Genomic DNA, 21,748 nt, shown 5'->3' with positions numbered 1-21,748 from the left:
GAGGTGGTTCGGCCAATGATTTCGCACCGGACGCGTGAGGTGGCTGCGGGCTAGCGGCCCGTCGCTTCACCCGAAGTGCAGCGCCGGACCAGCGCATACTGCAGATGCGCAGCCGGCCAATCCCAAGCAGTCACCCGACCCGCGGGCTGCCGGTTCGTCCGACCGGCCCTCTGCGCCACCGAGCGCGGAGGAAGCAGCCCGCGGGTCGTCTGCGTTTGCGCCCCACGGGCAGCCGCAAAAGGCGAGGGCGCGCCGTCAGGCGGCGGGCCCGCGTCAGGGCGCCAGGCGCTCCACCCTCCAGGACCCGTCCTCGCGCAGATACCGCAGCCGGTCGTGCAGCCGGTTGAGGCGGCCCTGCCAGAATTCGATCGTCCCGGCGGCGATCCGGTAGCCGCCCCAGTGCGGCGGCGCCGGCACCTGCTCGCCCTCCGGGTAGCGGGCCGCCAATTCCTCGTAGGCGCGCTCCAGTTCGTCGCGCGAGGCGACCGGCGCGGACTGGTCGCTGGCCCAGGCACCCAGCTGGGAGCCGTGCGGGCGGGTACGGAAGTAGGCGGCGGTCTCGTCCCGGCCGATGCGTTCCGCGGTGCCGGTCACCACGACCTGACGGGCGAGCGGGTGCCAGGGGAACAGCAGCGACACGGCCGGATTTTCGGCCAGTTCACGACCCTTCCGGCTGTTGTAGTTGGTGAAGAACACGAAGCCGCGGTCGTCGAACGCCTTCAGGAGGACGGTCCGTGAGCTCGGCCGGCCGGCGGCGTCCGCCGTCGAGACGACCATGGCGTTCGGCTCGTGCAGACCGGCCACGGTCGCGTCCTTGAACCAGCGCGCGAACTGGTCGTACGGGCTGGCGGCGAGGTCGGACTCGACGAGTCCCTCGGCGCGGTAATGCGCACGCATGGAGGAGGGATCGGGGGTCTCGGCATGAGGCGCGTCGGCGGGGTGCACGGCCTCATCTTGCAACATCCAGTCCGGCGCGGTCAGCCGGGAGGGGCGGAAGTCTGCCCCTCGTCGACCAGCCGTAACCCTCCCGTCGGCAGATCGACCATTGTGCCGAGTCTCACGCCTCCCCGCAGGTGGGAGACCCGCCAGAATGAGGGGGCGGAGCACTGTGGCCTCCGGACAGGGAGAGCTATCGTGTCCGTCCGGCCTGAAGGACGCACCACTTTGAACCTGCTTGCCCACGGTCCGACCCACTGCGGGCAAGACCGTCGCGTGACCCACGCCCTGGCGGGGCATCACCGGCGTGACCGGTACGGACCGCGAGCTGCCCGGCAGCCGCGTAACCGCACCGGGACCGCACCGCACACCTGAGACCCGACCGCACGGCAGCCGGTCACGGACCGTTTGCCGTCCCCATCTTGAGGAGCTGCCTGATGTCCGACTTCGTACCCGGACTCGAGGGAATCATCGCGTTCGAGACGGAGATCGCCGAACCGGATAAGGAGGGCGGCTCGCTCCGCTATCGCGGGGTCGACATCGAGGATCTCGTCGGGAAGGTGTCCTTCGGAAATGTCTGGGGGCTGCTGGTCGACGGGGCGTTCAATCCTGGTCTGCCGCCCGCCGAGCCGTTCCCGATTCCGGTGCACTCCGGCGACATCCGGGTCGATGTGCAGTCGGCGCTCGCCATGCTCGCGCCCGTATGGGGCCTGAAGCCGCTGCTGGACATCGACGAGGCGACGGCCCGTGACAACCTTGCCCGGGCCGCGGTCATGGCCCTGTCGTACGTGGCGCAGTCGGCGCGCGGGCCGGGCCTGCCGATGGTGCCGCAGAAGGAGATCGACACGGCGGAGACCGTCGTGGAGCGCTTCATGAAGCGCTGGCGCGGGGAGCCCGACCCCCAGCACGTCAAGGCCGTCGACGCCTACTGGACCTCGGCCGCCGAGCACGGCATGAACCCCTCCACCTTCACCGCCCGGTCCATCGCCTCCACGGGCGCGGATGTGGCGGCCGCGCTGTCCGGCGCGGTCGGTGCGATGTCCGGTCCGCTGCACGGCGGTGCGCCCTCCCGCGTCCTCGGCATGATCGAGGAGATCGAGCGGTCCGGCGACGCGTCCGCGTATGTCCGGCAGGCGCTGGACAAGGGCGAGCGGCTGATGGGCTTCGGCCACCGCGTCTACCGCGCCGAGGACCCGCGGGCGCGGGTGCTGCGACGGACCGCCAAGGAGCTGGGCGCCCCGCGCTTCGAGGTCGCCGAGGCGCTGGAGAAGGCCGCGCTGGACGAGCTGCGCAGCCGCCGCCCCGACCGGGTGCTGGCCACCAACGTCGAGTTCTGGGCGGCCATCGTCCTGGACTTCGCCGAGGTCCCGGCGCACATGTTCACCTCGATGTTCACCTGCGCCCGCACGGCCGGCTGGAGCGCGCACATCCTGGAACAGAAGCGGACGGGCCGACTGGTCCGGCCGTCGGCCCGGTACGTGGGGCCTGCGGCGCGGGGCCCACAGTCGATCGCGGGCTACGAGGGCCTCGCCGCTCGCTGAGCGCTTAGCTTGCGTCCCCCACGTTTTCGGCTTTCCCGCCGTGGTGGTTGTTCGCCGTTGCGCGTCCGCTGCGCTTAGCTTGCGTCCCACGTTTTTGGCTGTCCCGCCGTGGTGGTTTTGCCGCCGTTGCGCCTGCGGCGGGCGGGGGCCGCTGCGCGGGGCTGTGGGTGCGGTGACGGACCTCCGGGGCCGGTGTGTGGGACTGCTTCGCTTTACGTCCCACACACCGGCCCCTCCGGCCCGTCCCCTCCCGTGAGTGGAGAAAGTAAAAGTGGGGTGGGGGCGGGCCACCGGCGTGGCCGTTTCCATGTGATCCACGAGCAGCACCGGACCACCTACGAGCACCCCCACCAGCCTTCCCCCATCCCCCAACGGGAGGGGACGCGCCGCAGGACGAAGTCCGGAGGAGCGGCACCGCACCCAACAGCCCCGCGCAGCGACCCCGGCCCGCCGCAGGCGCAACGGCGGGCGCACCGCGCAGCGGGCGGCAAACGGCGGACAACGACCACGGCGGGACAGCCAAAAACGTGGGAAGGCCGCTACGCGGCAGAACCGCTGAGCTGAGAGTCGATGATCTTGGCCCACTGTTCGACGACCCGGTCACGCCGGGCCGAGTCATCGGTCAGCAGATTGGCGAGCCCCAGGCCCCGGGCCATGTCCAGCAGTCCCTGGACCGTCTCCCGGACGCCGGGCACCGCCTCGTCGGCGTCGAGCAGCGCCACCGCCGTACGGTGGGCCTCCCGGCCGACGCGGGCCTCCAGGGCGGTGACCCGGTCACGCAGCTGGTCCTCGTCGGAGGCGGCCACCCACAGGTGCAGCGCGGCGCGGAACAGCGGGCCCGTATAGAGGCCGACGAGCTCCTCGACGATGATCCAGGTGCGGGCGACGGAACCGGCCGGCGGCAGGTTGTGGGCGACCGCCTTGACCGCGCCCTGGCGCTTCTCCGCGACATGTTCGACGGCCGCCGTGAAGAGGTCCTCGCGGGTGCGGAAGTGGTGCTGGGCGGCGCCCCGGGAGACCCCGGCCCGCTCGGCGACCACGGAGACCGTGCTGCCGCTCCAGCCGCGCTCCGCCAGGCAGGAGACGGCGGCCTCCAGCAGTTTGAGGCGGGTGGCGCGGCTGCGTTCCTGCTGGGGCTCTTTGGGGCCGCGGGCGGGGGTCAGCGCGCCCATGCCGGGGCCCGCCGTTCCAGGAAGGCGGTCATGCCCTCGCGGGCCTCGGCGGAGCCGAACAGCCGGGCGGACTGTTCGGCGAGCGCCTCGGTGTCGCGGTCGAAGGCGGCCAGCACCTGGGCGGTGACCAGCTTCTTCGACTCGGCCAGGCCTTGTGGGGAGCCCTTGCGCAGCCCGTCCAGTACGGGGGCGAGGCCGGTGTCGACGTCGTCGGCCGCAAGCGTGACCAGGCCGATCCTGGCCGCCTCCGCCGGGCCGAACTTCTCGCCGGTCAGGTAGTAGCGGGCCGCGGCGCGGGGGTCGAGCCGCGGCAGCAGCGGCAGCGAGATGACGGCGGGGGCGAGGCCGAGGCGGGCCTCGGTGAACGCGAAGGTGGTGTCCGGACCGGCCACGGAGATGTCGCAGGCGCCGAGCAGGCCGAGGCCCCCGGCGCGGACGTGGCCGGTGACCCGGGCGACGACGGGTTTGGGCAGCTCCACGAGGGCGCGCAGCAGCCGGGCCAGGCCCAGCGGGCCGTCCTTCGCCGTGCCCGAGGTGGCCTCGGAGAGGTCCGCACCGGCGCAGAACGTGCCGCCGGTGTGGGTGAGCACGACGGCGCGGGTGGCGTCGTCGGCCGCGGCGGCCGCGAGTGCCTGGTGCAGTTCGGCGACCAGGCGGGCGGACAGGGCGTTGCGGTTGTGCGGGGAGTCCAGGGTGAGGGTGGTGATGCCGTGTTCGTGGGAACGCGGCACAAGGGGTGTCGCGGGTGCGTCGGTCATCGGGCCGTCGAACTCCTTTCCCTGGCGCGCAGTTCGCGCCGCAGGATCTTTCCGGTGGTGGCGCGCGGCACGCTGTCCAGGAATTCCACGCGGCGCACTTTCTTGTACGGGGCGACCTGTCCGGCAACGTACGCGATGACCTCGTCCTCGCTCAGGCGGGCCCCCCGCTGCCGGACCACGAACGCCTTGGGCACCTCGTTGCCGTCCGCGTCCACGACACCGATGACCGCCGCGTCGGCGATCGCGTCGTGCCCGAGCAGCAGCGCTTCGAGATCGGCGGGGGCGACCTGGTAGCCCTTGTATTTGATCAACTCCTTGACGCGGTCGACGACATACAGCCAGCCGTCGTCGTCCGCCCGGCCGATGTCGCCGGTGTGCAGCCAGCCGTCGGGGTCGATCATCGCGTCGGTATCGGCGGGCCGCCCCAGATACCCCTTCATGACCTGCGGGCCGCGGATGAGGATCTCGCCGCTCTCCCCCGGCGCCACGTCCTCGCCGGTCTCCAGGGACACCAGGCGCATCTCAGTGTTGGGGATCAGCTTGCCGACGGCGCCCGGCGGCGGGTCCGGGGCGTCGAGGGGGACGCAATGGGTGCCCGGGGACAGCTCGGTCATCCCGTAGGCCTGGAGCACCGGCGGCAGGCCGAGCCGCCGGGAGCAGGCCGCGGCCAGCTCGGCGTCCAGGGGCGCCGCGGCGGAGACGATGTAGCGCAGTGTGGAGAGGTCGTAGTCGGCGACCAGGGGGTGTTTGGCGAGGGCGAGGACGATCGGGGGTGCCACGTAGACGGCGGTGATGCGGTGCTTCTCGATCGCGGCGAGGAACTGCCGCAGGTCGAAGCGGGGCAGCACCACGACGGTGGCGCCGTTGCGCAGCGGGGCGTTCATCAGGGCGGTCAGCCCGTAGATGTGGAAGAAGGGCAGCACGGCCAGCACCCGGTCGTCGGGGCCGTTGGTGACGAGCGGGGTGAGCTGGGCGAGGTTGGTGGCGATGCTGCGGTGGGTGAGCATCACGCCCTTGGGGGTGCCGGTGGTGCCGGAGGAGTAGGGCAGTACAGCCACGTCCTCGGCCGGATCGAGGGTGACGGACGGTTCCGGGTCGGTGCAGGCGAGAAGGTCCTGTACGCAGCGGTGGCCCTCGGCCCGGTCGCAGACGAGGATCTCGGCGATCCCCTCGCCGGCCTGCTGTGCGGCGGCGCGTGCGGTGTCCAGCAGCGCCGATACCGTCACGATCCAGCGGGCGCCGGAGTCCTGGAGCTGTTTGGCGAACTCGCCCTCGGTGGCGAGCGGATGGACGGTGGTGACCGCTGCCCCGCAGCGCGAGGCGGCGTAGAACACGACGGGGAAGAGGACGCTGTTCGGGCTGTGCAGGGCCAGGACGTCGCCCTTGCGGACGCCGGCCGCCGTGAGGGCGGCGGCGAGGCGGCGGCTGGAGTGGTCCAGCCGGTCGTAGCCGAGGGTGGTGCCGTCGAGGCCGTCGATCAGGGCGGGCCGGTCGCCGTACTCCGCCGCCCGGCCGAGGACGGCCTCGTGGATCGGGAGTTCTACGGGCGCGACGTCGGCGTACTCGCTGTGGAACACGTGGAGCACCATGCCTGGGCCTTTCCCTTCGACGGTGGGTGCGGCGGGGCGGTGCGGGGCCGGCGGGCGGTGCGGGGCCGTCCGGCCGGCCGGACAGCCACCGGCCGGCATGGGCAGCATGGCGTGCTCAGTACGACTTGGGGAGCCCCAGCGACTGGTGCGAGACAAAGTTGAGGATCATCTCGCGGCTGACCGGCGCGATCCTCGCCACCCGGGCGGCGGTGATCATCGAGGCGAGGCCGTACTCCTGGGTGAGGCCGTTGCCGCCGAGGGTGTGGACGGCCTGGTCGACGGCGTGGACCGCGGCCTCGGCCGCCGCGTACTTGGCCATGTTGGCGGCCTCGCCCGCGCCCATGTCGTCGCCCGCGTCGTAGAGATGGGCCGCCTTCTGCATCATCAAGCGGGCCAGTTCCAGCTCGATATGGGCCTGGGCCAGCGGATGGGCGAGGGCCTGGTGGGCGCCGATGGGCTCCTTCCACACCTGGCGGGTACGGGCGTAGTCGAGGGCCCGGCCGAGCGCGTAGCGGCCCATCCCCAGGGCGAACGCGGCGGTCATGATCCGCTCCGGGTTGAGCCCCGCGAAGAGCTGGAGGAGTCCGGCGTCCTCGTCGCCGACCAGTGCCTCGGCGGGCAGCCGGACCTCGTCCAGGGTCAGCTCGAACTGCTTCTCCGGGGCGGCGAGTTCCATCGCTATCGGGCTGCGGCCGAAGCCGGGGGTGTCGCGCGGGACGATGAACAGGCAGGGCTTGAGGCGGCCGGTGCGGGCGTCCTCGGTGCGGCCGACGATCAGGGTCGCATCGGCGATGTCGACGCCCGAGATGAACACCTTGCGGCCGTTGAGGACCCAGTCGCCGCCGTCCTTGCGGGCGGTGGTCGTGATGCGGTGCGAGTTGGAACCGGCGTCCGGTTCGGTGATGCCGAAGGCCATCTTGCGGGAGCCGTCGGCGAGGCCCGGGAGCCAGGCCCGCTTCTGCTCCTCGGTGCCGAACCGGGCGATGACCGTGCCGCAGATGGCGGGCGAGACGACCAGCATCAGCAGCGGACAGCCGGCCGCCCCCAGCTCCTCCAGCACCATGGAGAGTTCGACGATGCCGCCGCCTCCGCCGCCGTACTCCTCGGGGAGGTTGACGCCGAGGTAGCCGAGTTCGGCGGCCTCCGCCCAGAGTTCGTCGGTGTGTGCGCCCTCGGCCACGACGCGGGCGAAGTATTCGCGGCCGTAGCGCTTGCCGAGCGCGGCGACGGCGTCGCGCAGGGCGCGGTGTTCCTCGGTCTCGATCACAGGGTTGCTCATGGCAGACACGGCTCCTTGTGTGCGGTGGGTGAGGTGCGGGTGGTGCGCGTACGGAGGAGACCGGGGCCGGGCCGGGATCAGCCGGCGTCCGCCACGGTCTCCCCGGCCACGGTCTCCCCGGCCGCGGCCGTCTCGGCCACGACGGCCAGCAGGGCCCCCACCTCGACCTGCTGCCCCGGGCCGACGGGCAGGGCGGTGAGGGTGCCGGCGGCCGGTGCGGTGATCTTGTGTTCCATCTTCATCGCCTCCAGCCACAGCAACGGCTGCCCCGCCGCCACCCGGGCGCCCTCACTGAGGCCCTCCGCGATCCGGGCGACCGTGCCGGGCATCGGCGCCAGCAGCGAGCCGGGCTCCGTACGGGCGGTGGGGTCGGGGAAGCGGGGCAGTGCGGTGAACGCGTGGGAGGCGGGTGCGGTGCCGCCCCCGCCGGGCGTGGGGGGCGCGTCGACATGGACGCGGTCGCCGTAGCGGGCGACCGCGAACTGCCGCCGCAGCCCGTCGACTTCGAGCACCACCTGGTCCGGCCCGAGAGCGAGCAGCCGCACGCCGGGGAAGCCCTCGGCCGACAGACCGTCCCGGCCGAGCCGGTAGCGGATCGCGTACTCGGCGCCGGCACAGGCGTAGGTCTTGACCTGTGGCCCGGAGGGGACGTTGCGGAAGCCGCCGAAGCGGGAGCGGCCGTGGGCGTCGGCGAGGGCCGCGGCGAGCGCGAAGACACCCGCCCCGTCGGCGGGGGCCGCGGTCAGCGCGGGGAGGTTGCGGTCGTAGAAGCCGGTGTCCAGCGCGCCGGGGTCGGTGAACTCCGGGTGGCGCAGGGACCGTACGAGCAGCTCGCGGTTGGTGACGGGGCCGTGGATGCGGGCCCGCTCCAGGGCGCCCGCCAGCTTCCGTACGGCCTCGTCCCGGCTCGGCGCCCAGGCGAGGACCTTGGCCAGCATCGGGTCGTAGTGGACGCCGATGGTGTCGCCGTCGGTCACACCGGAATCCAGCCGGACGCCGTCGGGCAGCGCCAGCCGGTGCAGGGTGCCGGTCTGCGGCTGCCAGGCGGCCGCCGGGTCCTCCGCGTACAGCCGCGCCTCGACGGCGTGACCGTGCGGCCGCGGCGGTTCGGCGTCCAGGGGGCGGCCCTCGGCGACGGTCAGCTGGAGGGCGACCAGATCGAGGCCGAAGACCGCCTCGGTGACCGGGTGCTCGACCTGGAGGCGGGTGTTCATCTCCAGGAAGTACGCCCGGCCGTCCGCGGAGACCAGGAACTCCACGGTGCCCGCGCCGCGGTAGCCGATGGCGCGGGCGGCCTGCTCCGCGGCCCGGTGGAGGGTGGTGCGCAGCTCGTCGGAGAGCCCGGGGGCCGGGGCCTCCTCGATGACCTTCTGGTGGCGGCGCTGGAGGGAGCAGTCGCGGGTGCCGAGCGTCCAGACCGTCCCCTGGGCGTCGGCGAGGATCTGCACCTCGACATGGCGCCCGCCCACGACATACGGCTCGACGAACACCTCCCCGTCCCCGAACGCGGCGGCCGCCTCGGCCGCGGCCGCCTTCAACTCGCCTTCCAAAGCGGCTAGTTCACCGACCACCCGCATACCGCGGCCGCCACCGCCCGCCGCCGCCTTCACCAGCAGCGGCAGATCGGCCTCGGTGGCCCGCCCGGGGTCGACGGGGGCCAGCAGCGGCACCCCGGCCCCCGCCATCAGCTCCTTGGCCCGCGTCTTGGACGCCATGGCCTCGATGGCGGCGGGCGGCGGACCGATCCAGGCCAGGCCCGCTTCGGCCACCGCCGCGGCGAAGGCGGCGTTCTCGGAGAGGAAGCCGTAGCCGGGATGGACCGCGTCGGCTCCGGCGGCCCGCGCGGCCCGCACCAGCAGATCGCCGCGCAGATAGGTGTCGGCCGGGGCGTCGCCAGGGAGCCGTACGGCGGTGTCCGCCTCGCGGACGTGCGGTGCGCCCGCATCCGCGTCCGAGTGCACGGCGACAGTGGAGATGCCCAGCTCACGGCACGTGCGGAAGACCCGCCGGGCTATTTCGCCGCGGTTGGCGACAAGTACGGAACGGATCACTTCTGCCTCACATCCGGAAGATGCCGAAGCCGCCCCGTGCGCCCTCGACCGGGGCGTTGTGGAGGGCGGACAGGCACAGGCCGAGGACGGTTCGGGTGTCGCGCGGGTCGATGACGCCGTCGTCGTAGAGGCGCCCCGACAGGAACATCGGCAGCGACTCCGACTCGATCTGCTGCTCGACCATGGCGCGCAGCCCGGCGTCCGCCTCGTCGTCGTACGGCTGCCCCTTGGCGGCGGCCGAGGCACGGGCGACGATCGAGAGCACCCCGGCCAGCTGCTGCGGCCCCATGACGGCGGACTTGGCGCTCGGCCAGGCGAACAGGAAACGGGGGTCGAAGGCGCGGCCGCACATGCCGTAGTGCCCGGCACCGTAGGAGGCCCCCATGAGGACGGACAGGTGCGGGACCTTCGAGTTCGACACCGCGTTGATCATCATCGCGCCGTGTTTGATGATGCCGCCCTGCTCGTACTCCTTGCCGACCATGTAGCCGGTGGTGTTGTGGAGGAAGAGCAGCGGGATGTCGCGCTGGTTGGCCAGCTGGATGAACTGTGCGGCCTTCTGGGACTCCTCGCTGAAGAGCACGCCCTGGGCGTTGGCGAGGATGCCGACCGGGTAGCCGTGCAGCTCGGCCCAGCCGGTCGCCAGGCTCGGCCCGTAGAGCGGTTTGAACTCGTCGAAGTCCGAGCCGTCCACGATCCGGGCGATGACCTCGCGCGGATCGAACGGTGCCTTGAGGTCGCCGGGGACGATGCCGAGCAGTTCGTCCTCGTCGTACTCCGGCGGCGCGGCCGGGCCCGGATCGGGCTGTTGTGTCTTGCGCCAGTTGAGGCGGGCGACCACTCGCCGGGCCTGGCGCAGCGCGTCCGGCTCGTCCACCGCGAAGTAGTCCGCGAGCCCGGAGGTGCGGGCGTGCATCTCGGCGCCGCCCAGCGACTCGTCGTCGCTCTCCTCGCCGGTCGCCATCTTCACCAGGGGCGGGCCGCCCAGGAACACCTTCGCGCGCTCCTTGACCATGATCACGTGGTCGGACATCCCGGGGACGTACGCGCCGCCCGCGGTCGAGTTGCCGAAGACCACGGCGACGGTCGGGATGCCGGACGCGGACAGCCGGGTGAGGTCCTTGAACAGCGCCCCGCCCGGGATGAAGATCTCCTTCTGGCTGGGCAGGTCGGCGCCGCCGGACTCGACCAGCGAGATCACCGGCAGCCGGTTGGCGAAGGCGATCTCATTGGCCCGCAGCGCCTTCTTCAGCGTCCAGGGGTTGCTGGCGCCGCCGCGCACCGTCGGGTCGTTGGCGGTGACCAGGCACTCCACGCCCGCGACCGTGCCGATGCCGGTGACGAGCGAGGCACCCACCTGGTAGTCGCTGCCCCAGGCCGCGAGCGGCGACAGCTCCAGGAACGGCGTATCGGGGTCGAGGAGCAGCTCGATCCGCTCCCGGGCGAGCAGCTTGCCGCGCCCCCGGTGCCGGGCGACGTACTTCTCCCCGCCGCCCGCGGTCGCCTTGGCATGTTCGGCCTCGACCTCCGCGAGCTTCACGAGCATCGCCTCACGACGCTCCGCGTACTCGGCACCCGCCGGGTCGAGCCCGGTTGCGAGCACGGTCACCACAACACCTCCGGTATGTCCATGTGCCGCGCGCGCAGCCACTCCCCCACGGCCTTGGCCTGCGGATCGAACCGGGTCCGGGCCGCGACGCCCTCGCCGAGCAGCCCGTCGACGACGAAGTTGAGCGCGCGCAGATTCGGCAGTACGTGCCGGTCGACGGGCAGACCGGCGGTCTCCGGCAGCAGTTGGCGGAACCGCTCGACGGTCAGCTCGTGCGCCAGCCACCGCCAGGCCTGGTCGGTACGGGCCCACACCCCGACGTTCGCCGAGCCGCCCTTGTCGCCGCTGCGGGCGCCGGCGACCCGGCCGAGCGGCCCGCGCCGGGTGGCGCCCGCGGGCAGCGGCTCGGGGAGCGACGGATCGGGCAGCCTGTCCAACTCCCGCGTCTCTCCAGGCGGTTGGCTGCTGATCCGGGTGCCGTCCGCCAGTACGGCCAGATGCGGCACCTCGGCCGCGTCCACCGCCACCGCCTCGAAGACCCCGTAGGGGGTGCCCTTACCGGGCGGCGCGGTGACATGGAAGCCGGGGTAGCTGGCCAGTGCCAGTTCGATCGCGGCGCCGCTGACCACCCGCCCCACCGCATCCTGGTCGGCGTCCCGCACCACCAGCCGCAGCAGCGCGCTCGCCTCCTCCTGGACGTCCGCGTCGTCCCGGTCGGTGCGGGCCAGCGTCCAGCGCACCTCGGCGGGCCGGTTCCCCGCCGCGTCGAAGGCCGCCTCCATCTGCCGGCGGACCAGCACGGCCTTGGCCGTCACCTCCAGCCCGGTCAGGACGAAGGTGACCTCGTTGCGCCAGCCGCCGAGCCTGGTCAGCCCGGTCTTGAGGGTCGGCGGCGGCGCCTCGCCGCGCACCCCGTCGATCCGGACCCGGTCCGGCCCGTCCTCCGTCAGCCGCACGGTGTCCAGCCGCGCCGTCACATCCGGCCCGGCGTAGCGGGCGCCGGACGTCTCGTACAGCAGCTGGGCGGTGACCGTGCCGGTGGTGACCGCGCCACCGGTGCCCGGGTGCTTGGTGATCACCGAGCTGCCGTCGGCGGCGATCTCGGCGAGCGGGAAGCCGGGCCGCAGCAGGTCATGGGCGCCGAAGAAGGAGTAGTTGCCGCCGGTGGCCTGGGTGCCGCATTCGAGGACATGCCCGGCGACCACCGCCCCGGCCAGCTGGTCCAGATCCTGTGGCCGCCAGCCGAAGTGCGCCTGGGCCGCGCCACTGACCAGCGCGGCATCGGTGACCCGTCCGGTCACCACCATATCGGCACCGGCCCGCAGACACGCCGCGATCCCCGCGCCGCCCAGGTAGGCATTGGCGGTCAGCACGCCTTCGCCCCACCCCCCGCGTGCCAGCAGGTCATCGCCTTCCACATGCGCCACACGGACGGACACCCCGGCCTTGTCCGCCAACTCGCGTACGGCCTCGGCGAGCCCGGCCGGATTCAGCCCGCCCGCGTTGGTGACGATCCGCACCCCGCGCTCGACGGCCAGCCCGAGCCCGTCCTCCAGCTGCCGCAGAAAGGTCTTGGCGTAGCCGCGGGTGGGGTCCTTCAGACGGTCCCGGCCGAGGATCAGCATGGTCAGCTCGGCGAGATAGTCGCCGGTCAGGACGTCCAGGGGGCCGCCGGTGAGCATCTCGCGCAGCGCATCGAAGCGGTCGCCGTAGAAGCCGGAGGCGTTGCCGATGCGGAGGGTGGCGGGGTCGGAGCCTATGAGGCGTGGGGGTGCGGTGCTGTCGATGGGGTGTGGGGGTTGGGTGCTGTCGATGGGGTGTGTGGCGCGTGCAGGTCTGCCGATGGGGTGTGTGGCGCGTACGGGGCTGCCGTCGCTCACGAGGCGGCGCCCTTCCCCGACGGTTCACGGCCCTTCCCCGGCGGGCCCGCGAAGGCCTGGGCGATCCCCAGCCACCGGTCCGCTTCCGCCCCTTCCGCCCGCAGGGACGGCAGGTCGGCGCGGTGCGCCCGCTGGGTCACCAGCAGGCAGAACTCCAGCGCCTCGCCGGTCACCCGCTGCGCGGCGTCCGGCGGCCCGTACTCCCACACCGTGCCGTCAGGCGCCCGCAGCTCCACCCGGAACTCCTCGTCTGGCGGGGCGAGTTGATGCGTCGCATAGGCGAAGTTGCGGGTCCGTACGCCGATCCGGGCGATATGCCGCAGCCGGGCGGTGGGGGGCCGGACGACACCCAGCGCATCGGCGACGTCCTGCCCGTGCGCCCAGGTCTCCATCAGCCGCGCGGTGGCCATCGACGCCACGCTCATCGGCGGGCCGTACCAGGGCAGTTTCTCGCCCGTCGGGCGTGCGGCGAGCGCCCGCAGCAGCTCTTCGCGGCCGTCGCGCCACCCGGCGAGCAGTTCGGCGGGCGGCACCTTCGCCCCTGCCTCGGCGGCCTCGTCGACGAAGGTCAGAGGTGAGGCGAGCGCCTCCTGCGCGGCCCGCAGGAACCCCTCCGGGTCGGTGGCCGAGAGCAGCGCCTGCCGGTCGGTCCAGGCCAGATGGGCGATCTGATGGGTGACGGTCCAGCCCTCGGCGGGCGTGGGGGCCGCCCAGCGCTCGGCCGGCAGCCCGGCGACCAGCGCGTCCAGTTCCTCGCTCTCCGCCTTGAGATCCGCCAGTACGGCGCCCGGATCGGACACGCGACACTCCCCTCATCGGCCCCATGTGGCCGACGGCCAGGGCAGGTTGACAGGTGCTGTGGTGCGGTACGGGTCCGAGAGTGGCAGCGCGGCAAGAAACAATCAAGCACGCCTGCATGATTTTCTGTTCCGCCGACGCCTTTGCGACATGCCCGCTGACGGGATGCCGCCGAGGGCCGGTCGAGTGCGCCAGGCGGCGGCGCGCCCCGTCTACCGGCGAGCGTGCGTCACCGCCTGGCGGCGAGGATGCGTCAGCGTCTAGGCGCTACTTCCCCCTCACCCCGGCCGACCAGGCGTTCCTTGCGAAGTTCCGCCGGGCCCAGAACGTATTCGGCGCCGCCGTCCAACTCAGCGCCTTGCCCTGGCTCGGCTTCGCTCCAACGACCACGTCCCCTACGCCCTGCCCGCGGCGGTCAGCCGCCTGGCGAGACAACTCGGACTCGCGGTCGGCGACCTGGCGGGGTCCCCCCGGCAAAACGCCCTGGCCGCGGCGCTCAAGGAGTACGGGGCGGTCCGGAGGACGATCTACGCGGCGAAGTCCTGTCCGATCCGTCGTGCCGGTGCAAGATCGCCGGCCGGCTGAACAAGGGCGAGTCCATCCACTCCCCGCGCCGCCGACCCCACTACGCCCGGGGAGGCAAGGTCACCCGCCGCCAGCCCGATCAGCAGAACGAGCAGGTGGCGGCGCCTGACCGTCACGACCAACGCGGTGATCTGCTGACACACGGAGTACGTGGGCACGTCGGCTACGACCGCGTACTCGCCCAGCTCGACGAGTACGGCCACCGGCCCCTGCGCACCGCCGCCGACGCGGCCCGTCCCGCCTGAGCGGTCCGGGGAACCATGGTGCGGGGGCGCATTTCCTCTGCTGCACGAAGTCACCGAGAAAACTACGAATTGGCGGGCCGTCAGCCGATCGGTGGGCATGCTGTAGGGAGAAGGGGAGGGCGGTATGACGCGGGGACGGAAGATTGCGATCGTTGTGCTGGCGGCGGCGGGAGTGGTCTCCACGCCGCTGATCTGGCTGCTGGGCAGTCCCGGTGCGGGCGATCTGGCCGGGGCCTCCATTCAGGCCGCCGTCGGTATCGCGGCCCTGGTCTGGGCGCTGTTCCAGCCCCCGGGAGATCGCGCAGAGGATACGGCCATCCGGACCGGGCCGACGCGCGCGAGCGGCGGAGGCAGGGCCACCGCAGGAATCAGGCGCCCCCAGGGCCGTGGCAGCGGATCAGCCAAGGCGGAGGACACCGGGAACGCCACCGCAACCGGCGACGGCAGCAGCGCCACCAGCGGCATCGACTACACCTGATCGGCCCGGTCACAGCGCAGGCGGCAAGGACGAGGGAAGCGACGATCCCATGAGCCGAGAAGACGCGCGCCGGCACGGCCCCGACTACGCCGGCCCACACATCACGGTGACCGGCACCGGGGACGCGACGGCCACTTCCGGAGGCATGGCGGTGACCGGATACCGCGGCCCCGCCCCGGGAGCCGGCCGCGCTCCCTGCTCCCCGGCACACGTGTCCCACACTGGACAGGCGAACGCCGCCACAGGCGGAATCGCCAACACCGGTTACATCGGCGCGCTGACCATGCAGCAGCGTGGCCCCCAGGAACCGGCCGACTGGCCCCACCAGGTAGGCGTCATCCCGCCCGCGGCACGGTCCTTCCTGCACCGTGCCGAGGCCGAGCGCCTACGGACGAGGGTCGACGGCGGCGGCACCGCCGTGCTGACCCAGCTGCTGACCGGCATGGGCGGGGTGGGCAAGACCCAGCTCGCCGCCGACTACGCCCGCACCGCCTGGGACGACTCCGGCGAAACGGGCGGCCTGGACGTCCTGGTCTGGGTCACCGCGAGCGCCCGCTCCCCCATCGTGACCGGATATGCCCAGGCCGGCATCGAGCTGTGCCGGGCCGACCCCAACGACCCCGAACATGCAGCGCGGACGTTCCTGGCCTGGCTGACCCCGAAGGCCGGAGCGAAGCCATGCCGGTGGCTGATCGTCCTGGACGACGTCACCGACCCCGCCGACCTGCGCGACCTGTGGCCCCCCGCCAGCCCTCACGGCCGCACCCTGGTCACCACCCGCCGTCGGGACGCCGCCCTCGACCCAGACGGCCGCCACACCCTCACGATCGGCCTGTTCACCAGGGACGAAGCCCTCACCTACCTCACCACCTCCCTGACCGGCCGCGACGAACCCACCGACGAGCTCACCGCCCTGGCCCGAGACCTCGGATACCTGCCCCTGGCACTCGCCCAGGCCACCGCCTACCTCATCGACACCGGCGAGACCGTGGCCGCCTACCGCAGCCTGCTGGCCGACCGAACCACCACACTCAGCGCCATCGCCCCTGGCGCCTTGCCCGACAACCAAGCTCTCCCCCTGGACGCCGCCTGGTCCCTGTCCATCGACCGCGCAGACACCCTCCGCCCCGCCGGCCTGGCCCGCCCCATGCTCCGGCTCGCCTCCATGCTGAACCCCAACGGCATCCCGCACACCGTTCTGACCAGCGAGCCCGTCCTGGCCTACCTCACCGCGCACCGCACCCCGACCGGTGAGGACCCTGTCGGGGAACAGGCCCCGGTCTCCCCCCGGGACGCGGTGCACGCCCTGCGAGCCCTGCACCGGCTCAGCCTCATCGACCACACCCCCGACATTCCGCACCAGGCCGTCCGCGTCCACCAGCTCATCCAGCGCGCCACCCGCGACACCCTCACCCCCCACCAGCACGATCAGCTCGCGCGTACAGCCGCCGACGCCCTCATGGCCGCCTGGCCCGACATCGAACGCGACACCAGCCTCGTCCAGACCCTGCGCGCCAACACCACCGCCCTCACCGGCCACGCCGAAGACGCCTTGTACCAATCCGACAGTGTCCATGGGGTGCTCATCTACGCCGGCTACAGCCTGGGCCATACCGGCCAAGTTGCTGTCGCCATCGAGCATTTCCACCGGATGGCCAGTGTGGCCCACGGCCGCCTGGGTACGGACCACCCCATCACCCTCACCATCCGGGGTGAACTCTTCCGCTTTCGGGGTGAGGCGGGGGATGCCGCCGGGGCCGCCACTGCCTTCGCCGAACTGCTGGAGGACGTGGTGCGCGTGCTCGGCGATGACCACGCCTTCACCCTCGCCACCCGGCACCATCTCGCCCGCGTCCGGGGTGAGATGGGGGATGCCGCCGGGGCCGCCACTGCCTTCGCCGAACTGCTGGAGGACATGGTGCGCGTGCTCGGCGATGACCACGCCTTCACCCTCGCCACCCGGCACCATCTCGCCCACTTTCAGGGCGATATGGGCGATACCGCCGGGGCTGCCACTGCCTACGCCGAACTGCTGGAGCAAAAGGTCCGAGTGTTGGGCCCAGACCACCCCGACACCCTCACCACCCGGGGCGAACTCGCCCGCATTCGCGGACAGGCGGAGGATGCCGCCGGAGCCGCGGCCGCCTTCGCCGAACTGCTGGAGCACATGGTGCGAGTGTTGGGCCCGGACCACCCCGACACCCTCACCACCCGGGGCAATGTCCTTCACTTTCGGGGTGAGGTGGGGGATGCGGCCGGGACTGCCACTGCCTTCGCCGAACTACTGGAGCACATGGTGCGAGTGTTGGGCCCAGACCACCCCGCCACCCTCACCACCCGGCACAATCTCGCCTTCTGGCGGGGGGAGGCGGGGGAGGCGACCGGAGCCGCGGACGCCTACGTCGAGCTTCTCGCCGACCGGGTGCGCGTGCTCGGCGACGACCACCCCGCCACCCTCACCACCCGGGGCAATATCGCCTTCTGGCGGGGAAGGGCGGGGGATGCGGCCGGAGCCGCCGACGCCTTCGCCGAGCTTCTCGCCGACCGGGTGCGCGTGCAGGGCGATGACCACCCCGACACCCTCGACACCCGGCGCTATGTCGCCCGCTGGCGGGGGAAGGCGGGGGATGCGGCCGCAGCCGCGGCCGCCTACGCCGAGCTGCTGGAGCACATAGTGCCAGTGCTCGGCGATGACCATCCCGACACCCTCACCACCCGGGGCAATATCGCCTATTGGCGGGGGGAGTCAGGGGATGCGGCCGGAGCCGCGGACGCCTTCGCCGAGCTTCTCGCCGACCGGGTGCGCGTGCAGGGCGATGACCATCCCAACACCCTCACCACGCGGCACAATCTCGCCTACTGCCGGGGAAGGGCGGGGGATGCGGCCGGAGCCGCGGACGCCTACGCCGAGCTTCTCGCCGACCGGGTGCGCGTGCAGGGCGATGACCACCCCGACACCCTCGACACCCGGCGCTATGTCGCCTACTGGCGGGGGAAGGCGGGGGATGCGGCCGGAGCCGCGGCCGCCTACGCCGAGCTGCTGGAGCACATAGTGCCGGGTGCCGGGCGATGACCATCTCGACACCCGGCCCTATGCCGCCGACTGGCGGGGGACGCGGCCGTTCAGGAATCGACCGGCGACACCCTCGTCGTCGTCCCGTCGCTGGACCGGCTCGGCCGCTCCGTCCAAGACCTCATCGCGATCGTGTCCGGCCTGCGCAAGCGCGGCGTCGGCCGATTGGTGCCCTGGACGATGAGTTCTCGGATGGACGGCCGCTGAACTGGGAAAGCAGCCGCTCGGCGTTGTTTTTTCGGCGAGATCCACCGGGACCCGCCCTCAGTGCGAACCCGCCGTCGCGCTCCGTACCGCCCCCACGCTCGCGACCACGACCAGCCCGATGGCCAGGATCTCTGCCCAGCCCAGTGCCTGGTGCAGTACGAGGAAGCCGGCGGTGGCCGCGGCGGCCGGCTCCAGGCTCATCATCACGGCGAAGCCGGAGGCCGGGAGCTTGCGCAGGGCGAGGAGTTCCAGGGTGTAGGGCATGACGGATGACATCAGGGCGACCGCGGCGCCCAGCCCCAGCGTGACCGGGTCGAGCAGGGCGCTGCCCGCGCTGACGATGCCGAACGGCAGGCTCAGCAGCGCCGCGACGGTCATCGCCAGCGCCAGCCCGTCCGCCTGCGGGAAGCGCTGCCCCGTACGGGCGGAGAGCAGGATGTAGGCAGCCCACAGGCCACCGGCCGCCAGCGCGAACGCCGCCCCGGTGAGGTTGAGGCCGTCGAACCCCTCGCGCCCCAGCAGCATCACGCCACCCAGCGCCAGCGCCGCCCACACCAGACTCAGCAGCCTGCGTGAGGTCGCCACCGACAGGATCAGCGGCCCGAGGAACTCCAAGGTGACCGCGGCGCCCAGCGGAATGCGGTCGATCGCCTGGTAGAAGAGCGAGTTCATACCGGCCAGCGCGACGCCGAAGGCGAGCACCGTGGCCCAGTCGCCCCGCGAGTGGCCCCGCAGTCTGGGACGGCAGACGATCAGCAGCACCAACGAGGCGACGACCAGCCGCAGCGTGACCACGCCCAGCGCACCGGCCCGCGGGAACAGCAGCACCGCCACCGACGAGCCGAATTGCAGCGAGACGATCCCGCCGATGACCAGCGCCACCGACACGATCCGCCCGCGCGCACCCGCCGGCCCGGGGGTCCCGGCCTGGGCCTCGGCCGTCAGCACCTCGGGCGAGGGCGGGACGGGATGCGGAATCCCCCCGTCACCGGCCGGCACGGTCTGGACGGGAGGGGCAGGGATACGGCCATCGGGGCTCTCGGGCGAAGCGTTCACGCCACCACGCTACGGGGCCTTCTTCCGGTCCGTGAAATGCCTTTTCTACTGTTGTTATGCTCCGCACGCATGAGCATCGAGCTGCGTCATTTCCGTTGCTTTCTCGCCATCGCCGACACCCTGAGCATCACCCGCGCCGCCGACCGCCTGCATCTGACCCAGCCGGCCGTCTCCCGCACCCTGCGCCAGCTGGAACAGGAAATGGGCGTCCGCCTCGTCGACCGCTCCACCCACCACCTCGCGCTCACCCCCGACGGCGTCTCCTTCCGCGACCAGGCCGCGATCGCGGTGACCGCCTTCGACCGGGCACTCGGCCACGCACACCACACCGCCTGGCCCCTGCGCCTGGGCCACGCCTGGTCGGCCGCCGGTACGGACACCACCGCCCTGCTGCGCCGCTGGCACGAGGAGCACCCGGAAACCCCGCTCGAACTCCTCCGCATCGACGACCGCACGGCCGGCCTCGCCCGCGGCGACGTGGACGCCGCCCTGCTGCGCGGCGAGGTCCGCGCCCCCGGCCTGATCACCGAGCAGCTCACCACCGAGCCCAGGGTCGCCGGCCTCCCCGCCGACGACCCGCTCGCCCACCGCCCCGCCCTCTCCCTCACCGAGCTGACCGACCGCACCATCGCCCTCAACACCGTCTCCGGCACCACCTCCCTCGACCTGTGGCCCGCCTCGGCCCGCCCCTCCTCGACGATCACCATCGGCAACACCGACGACTGGCTCGCCGCCATCACCGGCGGCCGGGCCGTGGGCGTCACCACCTCCGCCACCGCCGAAATGCACCCCCACCCGTCGATGGCCTACGTCCCCCTGACCGACGCCCCGGCCGTCCCGGTGGTCATCGCCTGGCGCGACAGCCCCGGCCATCCCCGTATCCCGGACCTGATCGCGCTGGCCCACGAAGTCATGGGGAGAGGGGCGGGCGGAGCACCACCGCGCACCCGCTGAGCGAAGACGTCACTCGCTGCGCCCCCTGAAGCGGTGCGTGCGGTGTACGCCTGTGCGCGTGTGCGTGGTGCGCTGGTGTACGCATGTAGGTGATGTGCCGGTGTGCGTGGTGCGTGCTCCCCCGGCGGGCGGGGTCCGGTGTGGGATGCAGGTGCCGCCTCCGCTCCATAAGCTCGTAGGAGGGAACGCTCACCGACGGGAGGAGAGGCCCACCCGGTTCCGCTCGGCGTCACGCCGGATGCCGGGCCGGTTGCTCAGCCAGCATCGCTCCTGACGCCCCTGACGTGGAGTCCTTCATGACCACACCGCGGGACCTGTTGTTCGTTGCCATGGACGTGGAGTCCAGTCGCACTGTGGAGCGCGGCGACCTGTCGCTCGCGCTCGCCGGAGCCGAGCTGATCGACCTCCTGGAGGCGCAAGCCGTCAGCCTGGACGGCGAGCGCATCGTGCCGGGCTACCGGCCGTCCGTGGCGGATCGCCTCATGGCCGAAGCCGCGTCGTCGCTCGAGCAACAACCGCCGTACGAGTCGGTCGGCGAGTGGCTGTGGCGCCGGGGCCGCGGCCTGGCCACGGCCTATCTCGCCGCCCTCGAGGCGGAAGGGCAGCTCACTCCGCCCCGCCGCCGCTGGATGCGCTTCCGGACCGGCGAGTTGACCCTGGCCGATACGCCCGCTCGCCGCGAGGCGGCGAACCGCTGGACCTCGGACGAACCCGTCCTCGCCTCCCTTGTGACGGCCCTCGGGCTCCGTGGCGAGCGGACGGACGACCCTCCGGATGTGGCCGACGAGGCGGTGGCAACCGTGCTCGCCGCCGTCCATGACGCGGTGCGTGAGCTGGAGTTCGAACGCCAACGGCGGGCCATCGACGAGGAGGCCTTCAGCAATATCTGGCGCGGCCCGGACGGATGAAGCAAGCCCGGCAGTCGCTCTGTTCCTCATGACACCCTGACCGTGAGGCCCTGACCGTGAAGCCCCGACCGTGAAGCCCTGACCATGACGCCCCGACGCGGCGCGGACCCGGCCCTTCTGGCGGATCGAAGGGCCGGGCCCGGCTCAGGCCGTGTTGCCTATTCCACCCAGATGTAGAGGGCGTACCGGTTGTTGCCGCCCCTCGGGGTGCAGTAGGCCGGGCCGGCGTAGGACGCCGCCAGCGAGTAGCACGCCGACTCGGAGTACGTGCCGTCGTACTTCCAGTGCCCGGCCGCGATCGGCGTCGTCGCGGTCTGGGCGGGCGCGGGAGCCGCCTGTGCGGTGGCGGCGCCCGCCAGCACGGTGGCCCCGACAGCTATTCCGGTGAGCAGCAGACGTACGCGCATGGTGTTCTCCTTGGCTCGGTTGATGTGGACGAACTTCCAGAGCCTTGCTGAGCTGCGGAGTGGTGACCCGGGACCGCGGCGTTGTGCAGTGCCGCGGGGCGGGCTCACCGGGTTCGTCAACGGCTCAGGGGCCTGAACGAGGACGGCGCTGACGGTGTTGCACGGAGCGTGCCGGTCCTGCCGCGCCGTCTTGAGGAACTGCACCAAGCCTGCGTGATCCTGCTTCGTGGTCGCGCCACCCGGCTTCGTTCCCGCAGCACTCAGCTTTGCCGCAGCCGGCTG

Annotated in this window: 18 protein-coding genes; 7 read left to right on the top strand and 11 right to left on the bottom strand. The window is 72.4% G+C overall.

Features of this window, described 5'->3' with window-relative positions:
- Window positions 1–273: 273 nt before the first annotated feature.
- Window positions 274–897: a pyridoxamine 5'-phosphate oxidase gene (gene pdxH / locus K7C20_RS22400; protein WP_053209248.1), complete on the bottom strand. Its 624-nt coding sequence runs from the start codon at window positions 895–897 to the stop codon at window positions 274–276.
- Between the two features lie 476 nt (window positions 898–1,373).
- On the opposite strand from pdxH, the gene K7C20_RS22395 reads away from it, so the two are divergent.
- Window positions 1,374–2,477 carry a citrate synthase 2 gene (locus tag K7C20_RS22395; RefSeq protein ID WP_030087406.1) on the top strand — a complete coding sequence of 368 codons (1,104 nt, stop codon included), beginning with the start codon at window positions 1,374–1,376 and terminating at the stop codon, window positions 2,475–2,477.
- Window positions 2,478–3,016: 539 nt separating this feature from the next.
- On the opposite strand, the gene K7C20_RS22390 is transcribed toward K7C20_RS22395, so the two are convergent.
- The 8 genes from K7C20_RS22390 to K7C20_RS22355 form a co-directional block, all read right to left on the bottom strand.
- A complete protein-coding gene (locus K7C20_RS22390) occupies window positions 3,017–3,649 on the bottom strand; it encodes a TetR/AcrR family transcriptional regulator (protein ID WP_030087408.1) in 633 nt (210 codons plus the stop codon).
- Window positions 3,637–4,407, bottom strand: a complete 771-nt coding sequence (locus tag K7C20_RS22385) for an enoyl-CoA hydratase family protein (protein WP_053209239.1) — start codon at window positions 4,405–4,407, stop codon at window positions 3,637–3,639. Before K7C20_RS22385 ends, K7C20_RS22390 begins: the two co-directional genes overlap by 13 nt.
- Window positions 4,404–5,996: a 4-coumarate--CoA ligase family protein gene (locus K7C20_RS22380; RefSeq protein WP_053209240.1), complete on the bottom strand. Its 1,593-nt coding sequence runs from the start codon at window positions 5,994–5,996 to the stop codon at window positions 4,404–4,406. The genes K7C20_RS22385 and K7C20_RS22380 overlap by 4 nt, the downstream gene beginning before the upstream one ends.
- Before the next feature lie 115 nt (window positions 5,997–6,111).
- Window positions 6,112–7,275, bottom strand: a complete 1,164-nt coding sequence (locus K7C20_RS22375) for an acyl-CoA dehydrogenase family protein (protein ID WP_030087414.1) — start codon at window positions 7,273–7,275, stop codon at window positions 6,112–6,114.
- A gap of 77 nt (window positions 7,276–7,352) precedes the next feature.
- Entirely contained in the window at window positions 7,353–9,326 is a 1,974-nt protein-coding gene (locus K7C20_RS22370; protein WP_053209241.1) for an acetyl/propionyl/methylcrotonyl-CoA carboxylase subunit alpha, read from the bottom strand.
- A gap of 7 nt (window positions 9,327–9,333) precedes the next feature.
- Complete coding sequence (locus tag K7C20_RS22365) at window positions 9,334–10,935, bottom strand: acyl-CoA carboxylase subunit beta (RefSeq protein WP_030087422.1); 1,602 nt, start codon at window positions 10,933–10,935, stop codon at window positions 9,334–9,336.
- Window positions 10,932–12,635 (bottom strand): acyclic terpene utilization AtuA family protein, encoded by a 1,704-nt coding sequence (locus tag K7C20_RS22360; RefSeq protein WP_053209249.1) that lies wholly within the window; start codon window positions 12,633–12,635, stop codon window positions 10,932–10,934. The genes K7C20_RS22365 and K7C20_RS22360 overlap by 4 nt, the downstream gene beginning before the upstream one ends.
- A 116-nt stretch (window positions 12,636–12,751) precedes the next feature.
- A complete protein-coding gene (locus K7C20_RS22355; protein WP_030087428.1) occupies window positions 12,752–13,555 on the bottom strand; it encodes a TIGR03084 family metal-binding protein in 804 nt (267 codons plus the stop codon).
- Window positions 13,556–14,233: 678 nt separating this feature from the next.
- Here K7C20_RS22355 and K7C20_RS22350 point away from each other — a divergent pair.
- The 4 genes from K7C20_RS22350 (at window position 14,234) to K7C20_RS39490 (ending at window position 18,141) form a co-directional block, all read left to right on the top strand.
- Window positions 14,234–14,383, top strand: a complete 150-nt coding sequence (locus K7C20_RS22350; protein ID WP_160328715.1) for a hypothetical protein — start codon at window positions 14,234–14,236, stop codon at window positions 14,381–14,383.
- Window positions 14,384–14,507: 124 nt separating this feature from the next.
- Entirely contained in the window at window positions 14,508–14,861 is a 354-nt protein-coding gene (locus tag K7C20_RS22345) for a hypothetical protein (protein ID WP_030087433.1), read from the top strand.
- Between the two features lie 49 nt (window positions 14,862–14,910).
- A complete protein-coding gene (locus K7C20_RS22340) occupies window positions 14,911–17,934 on the top strand; it encodes a tetratricopeptide repeat protein (protein WP_245171161.1) in 3,024 nt (1,007 codons plus the stop codon).
- Between the two features lie 30 nt (window positions 17,935–17,964).
- Entirely contained in the window at window positions 17,965–18,141 is a 177-nt protein-coding gene (locus K7C20_RS39490; RefSeq protein ID WP_409351351.1) for a recombinase family protein, read from the top strand.
- Between the two features lie 57 nt (window positions 18,142–18,198).
- Here K7C20_RS39490 and K7C20_RS22330 read toward each other — a convergent pair whose 3' ends face one another.
- The gene (locus tag K7C20_RS22330; protein WP_409351350.1) at window positions 18,199–19,086 is read right to left on the bottom strand and encodes an EamA family transporter; all 888 of its coding nucleotides are present in this window, start codon (window positions 19,084–19,086) and stop codon (window positions 18,199–18,201) included.
- 180 nt (window positions 19,087–19,266) lie between these two features.
- On the opposite strand from K7C20_RS22330, the gene K7C20_RS22325 reads away from it, so the two are divergent.
- Together K7C20_RS22325 and K7C20_RS22320 are read left to right on the top strand one after the other, a co-directional pair.
- Window positions 19,267–20,151 carry a LysR family transcriptional regulator gene (locus K7C20_RS22325; protein ID WP_053209242.1) on the top strand — a complete coding sequence of 295 codons (885 nt, stop codon included), beginning with the start codon at window positions 19,267–19,269 and terminating at the stop codon, window positions 20,149–20,151.
- A gap of 296 nt (window positions 20,152–20,447) precedes the next feature.
- Complete coding sequence (locus tag K7C20_RS22320) at window positions 20,448–21,059, top strand: GOLPH3/VPS74 family protein (protein ID WP_030086325.1); 612 nt, start codon at window positions 20,448–20,450, stop codon at window positions 21,057–21,059.
- 158 nt (window positions 21,060–21,217) lie between these two features.
- On the opposite strand, the gene K7C20_RS22315 is transcribed toward K7C20_RS22320, so the two are convergent.
- Window positions 21,218–21,466, bottom strand: a complete 249-nt coding sequence (locus tag K7C20_RS22315) for a hypothetical protein (protein WP_030086327.1) — start codon at window positions 21,464–21,466, stop codon at window positions 21,218–21,220.
- Window positions 21,467–21,748 lie beyond the last annotated feature (282 nt).

It is taken from the genome of Streptomyces decoyicus, from assembly GCF_019880305.1.
GTDB classification, from domain to species: Bacteria; Actinomycetota; Actinomycetes; order Streptomycetales; family Streptomycetaceae; genus Streptomyces; species Streptomyces decoyicus.
This window is presented reverse-complemented; position numbering and strand designations above follow the sequence as displayed.

Excerpts from the sequence above, each read along its gene's own strand:
- pdxH (WP_053209248.1), bottom strand. The coding sequence starts at position 897 with ATGCGTGCGCATTACCGCGCCGAGGGACTCGTCGAGTCCGACCTCGCC.
- K7C20_RS22395 (WP_030087406.1), top strand. The coding sequence starts at position 1,374 with ATGTCCGACTTCGTACCCGGACTCGAGGGAATCATCGCGTTCGAGACG.
- K7C20_RS22390 (WP_030087408.1), bottom strand. The coding sequence starts at position 3,649 with ATGGGCGCGCTGACCCCCGCCCGCGGCCCCAAAGAGCCCCAGCAGGAA.
- K7C20_RS22385 (WP_053209239.1), bottom strand. The coding sequence starts at position 4,407 with ATGACCGACGCACCCGCGACACCCCTTGTGCCGCGTTCCCACGAACAC.
- K7C20_RS22380 (WP_053209240.1), bottom strand. The coding sequence starts at position 5,996 with ATGGTGCTCCACGTGTTCCACAGCGAGTACGCCGACGTCGCGCCCGTA.
- K7C20_RS22375 (WP_030087414.1), bottom strand. The coding sequence starts at position 7,275 with ATGAGCAACCCTGTGATCGAGACCGAGGAACACCGCGCCCTGCGCGAC.
- K7C20_RS22345 (WP_030087433.1), top strand. The coding sequence starts at position 14,508 with ATGACGCGGGGACGGAAGATTGCGATCGTTGTGCTGGCGGCGGCGGGA.
- K7C20_RS22340 (WP_245171161.1), top strand. The coding sequence starts at position 14,911 with ATGAGCCGAGAAGACGCGCGCCGGCACGGCCCCGACTACGCCGGCCCA.
- K7C20_RS22325 (WP_053209242.1), top strand. The coding sequence starts at position 19,267 with ATGAGCATCGAGCTGCGTCATTTCCGTTGCTTTCTCGCCATCGCCGAC.
- K7C20_RS22320 (WP_030086325.1), top strand. The coding sequence starts at position 20,448 with ATGACCACACCGCGGGACCTGTTGTTCGTTGCCATGGACGTGGAGTCC.
- K7C20_RS22315 (WP_030086327.1), bottom strand. The coding sequence starts at position 21,466 with ATGCGCGTACGTCTGCTGCTCACCGGAATAGCTGTCGGGGCCACCGTG.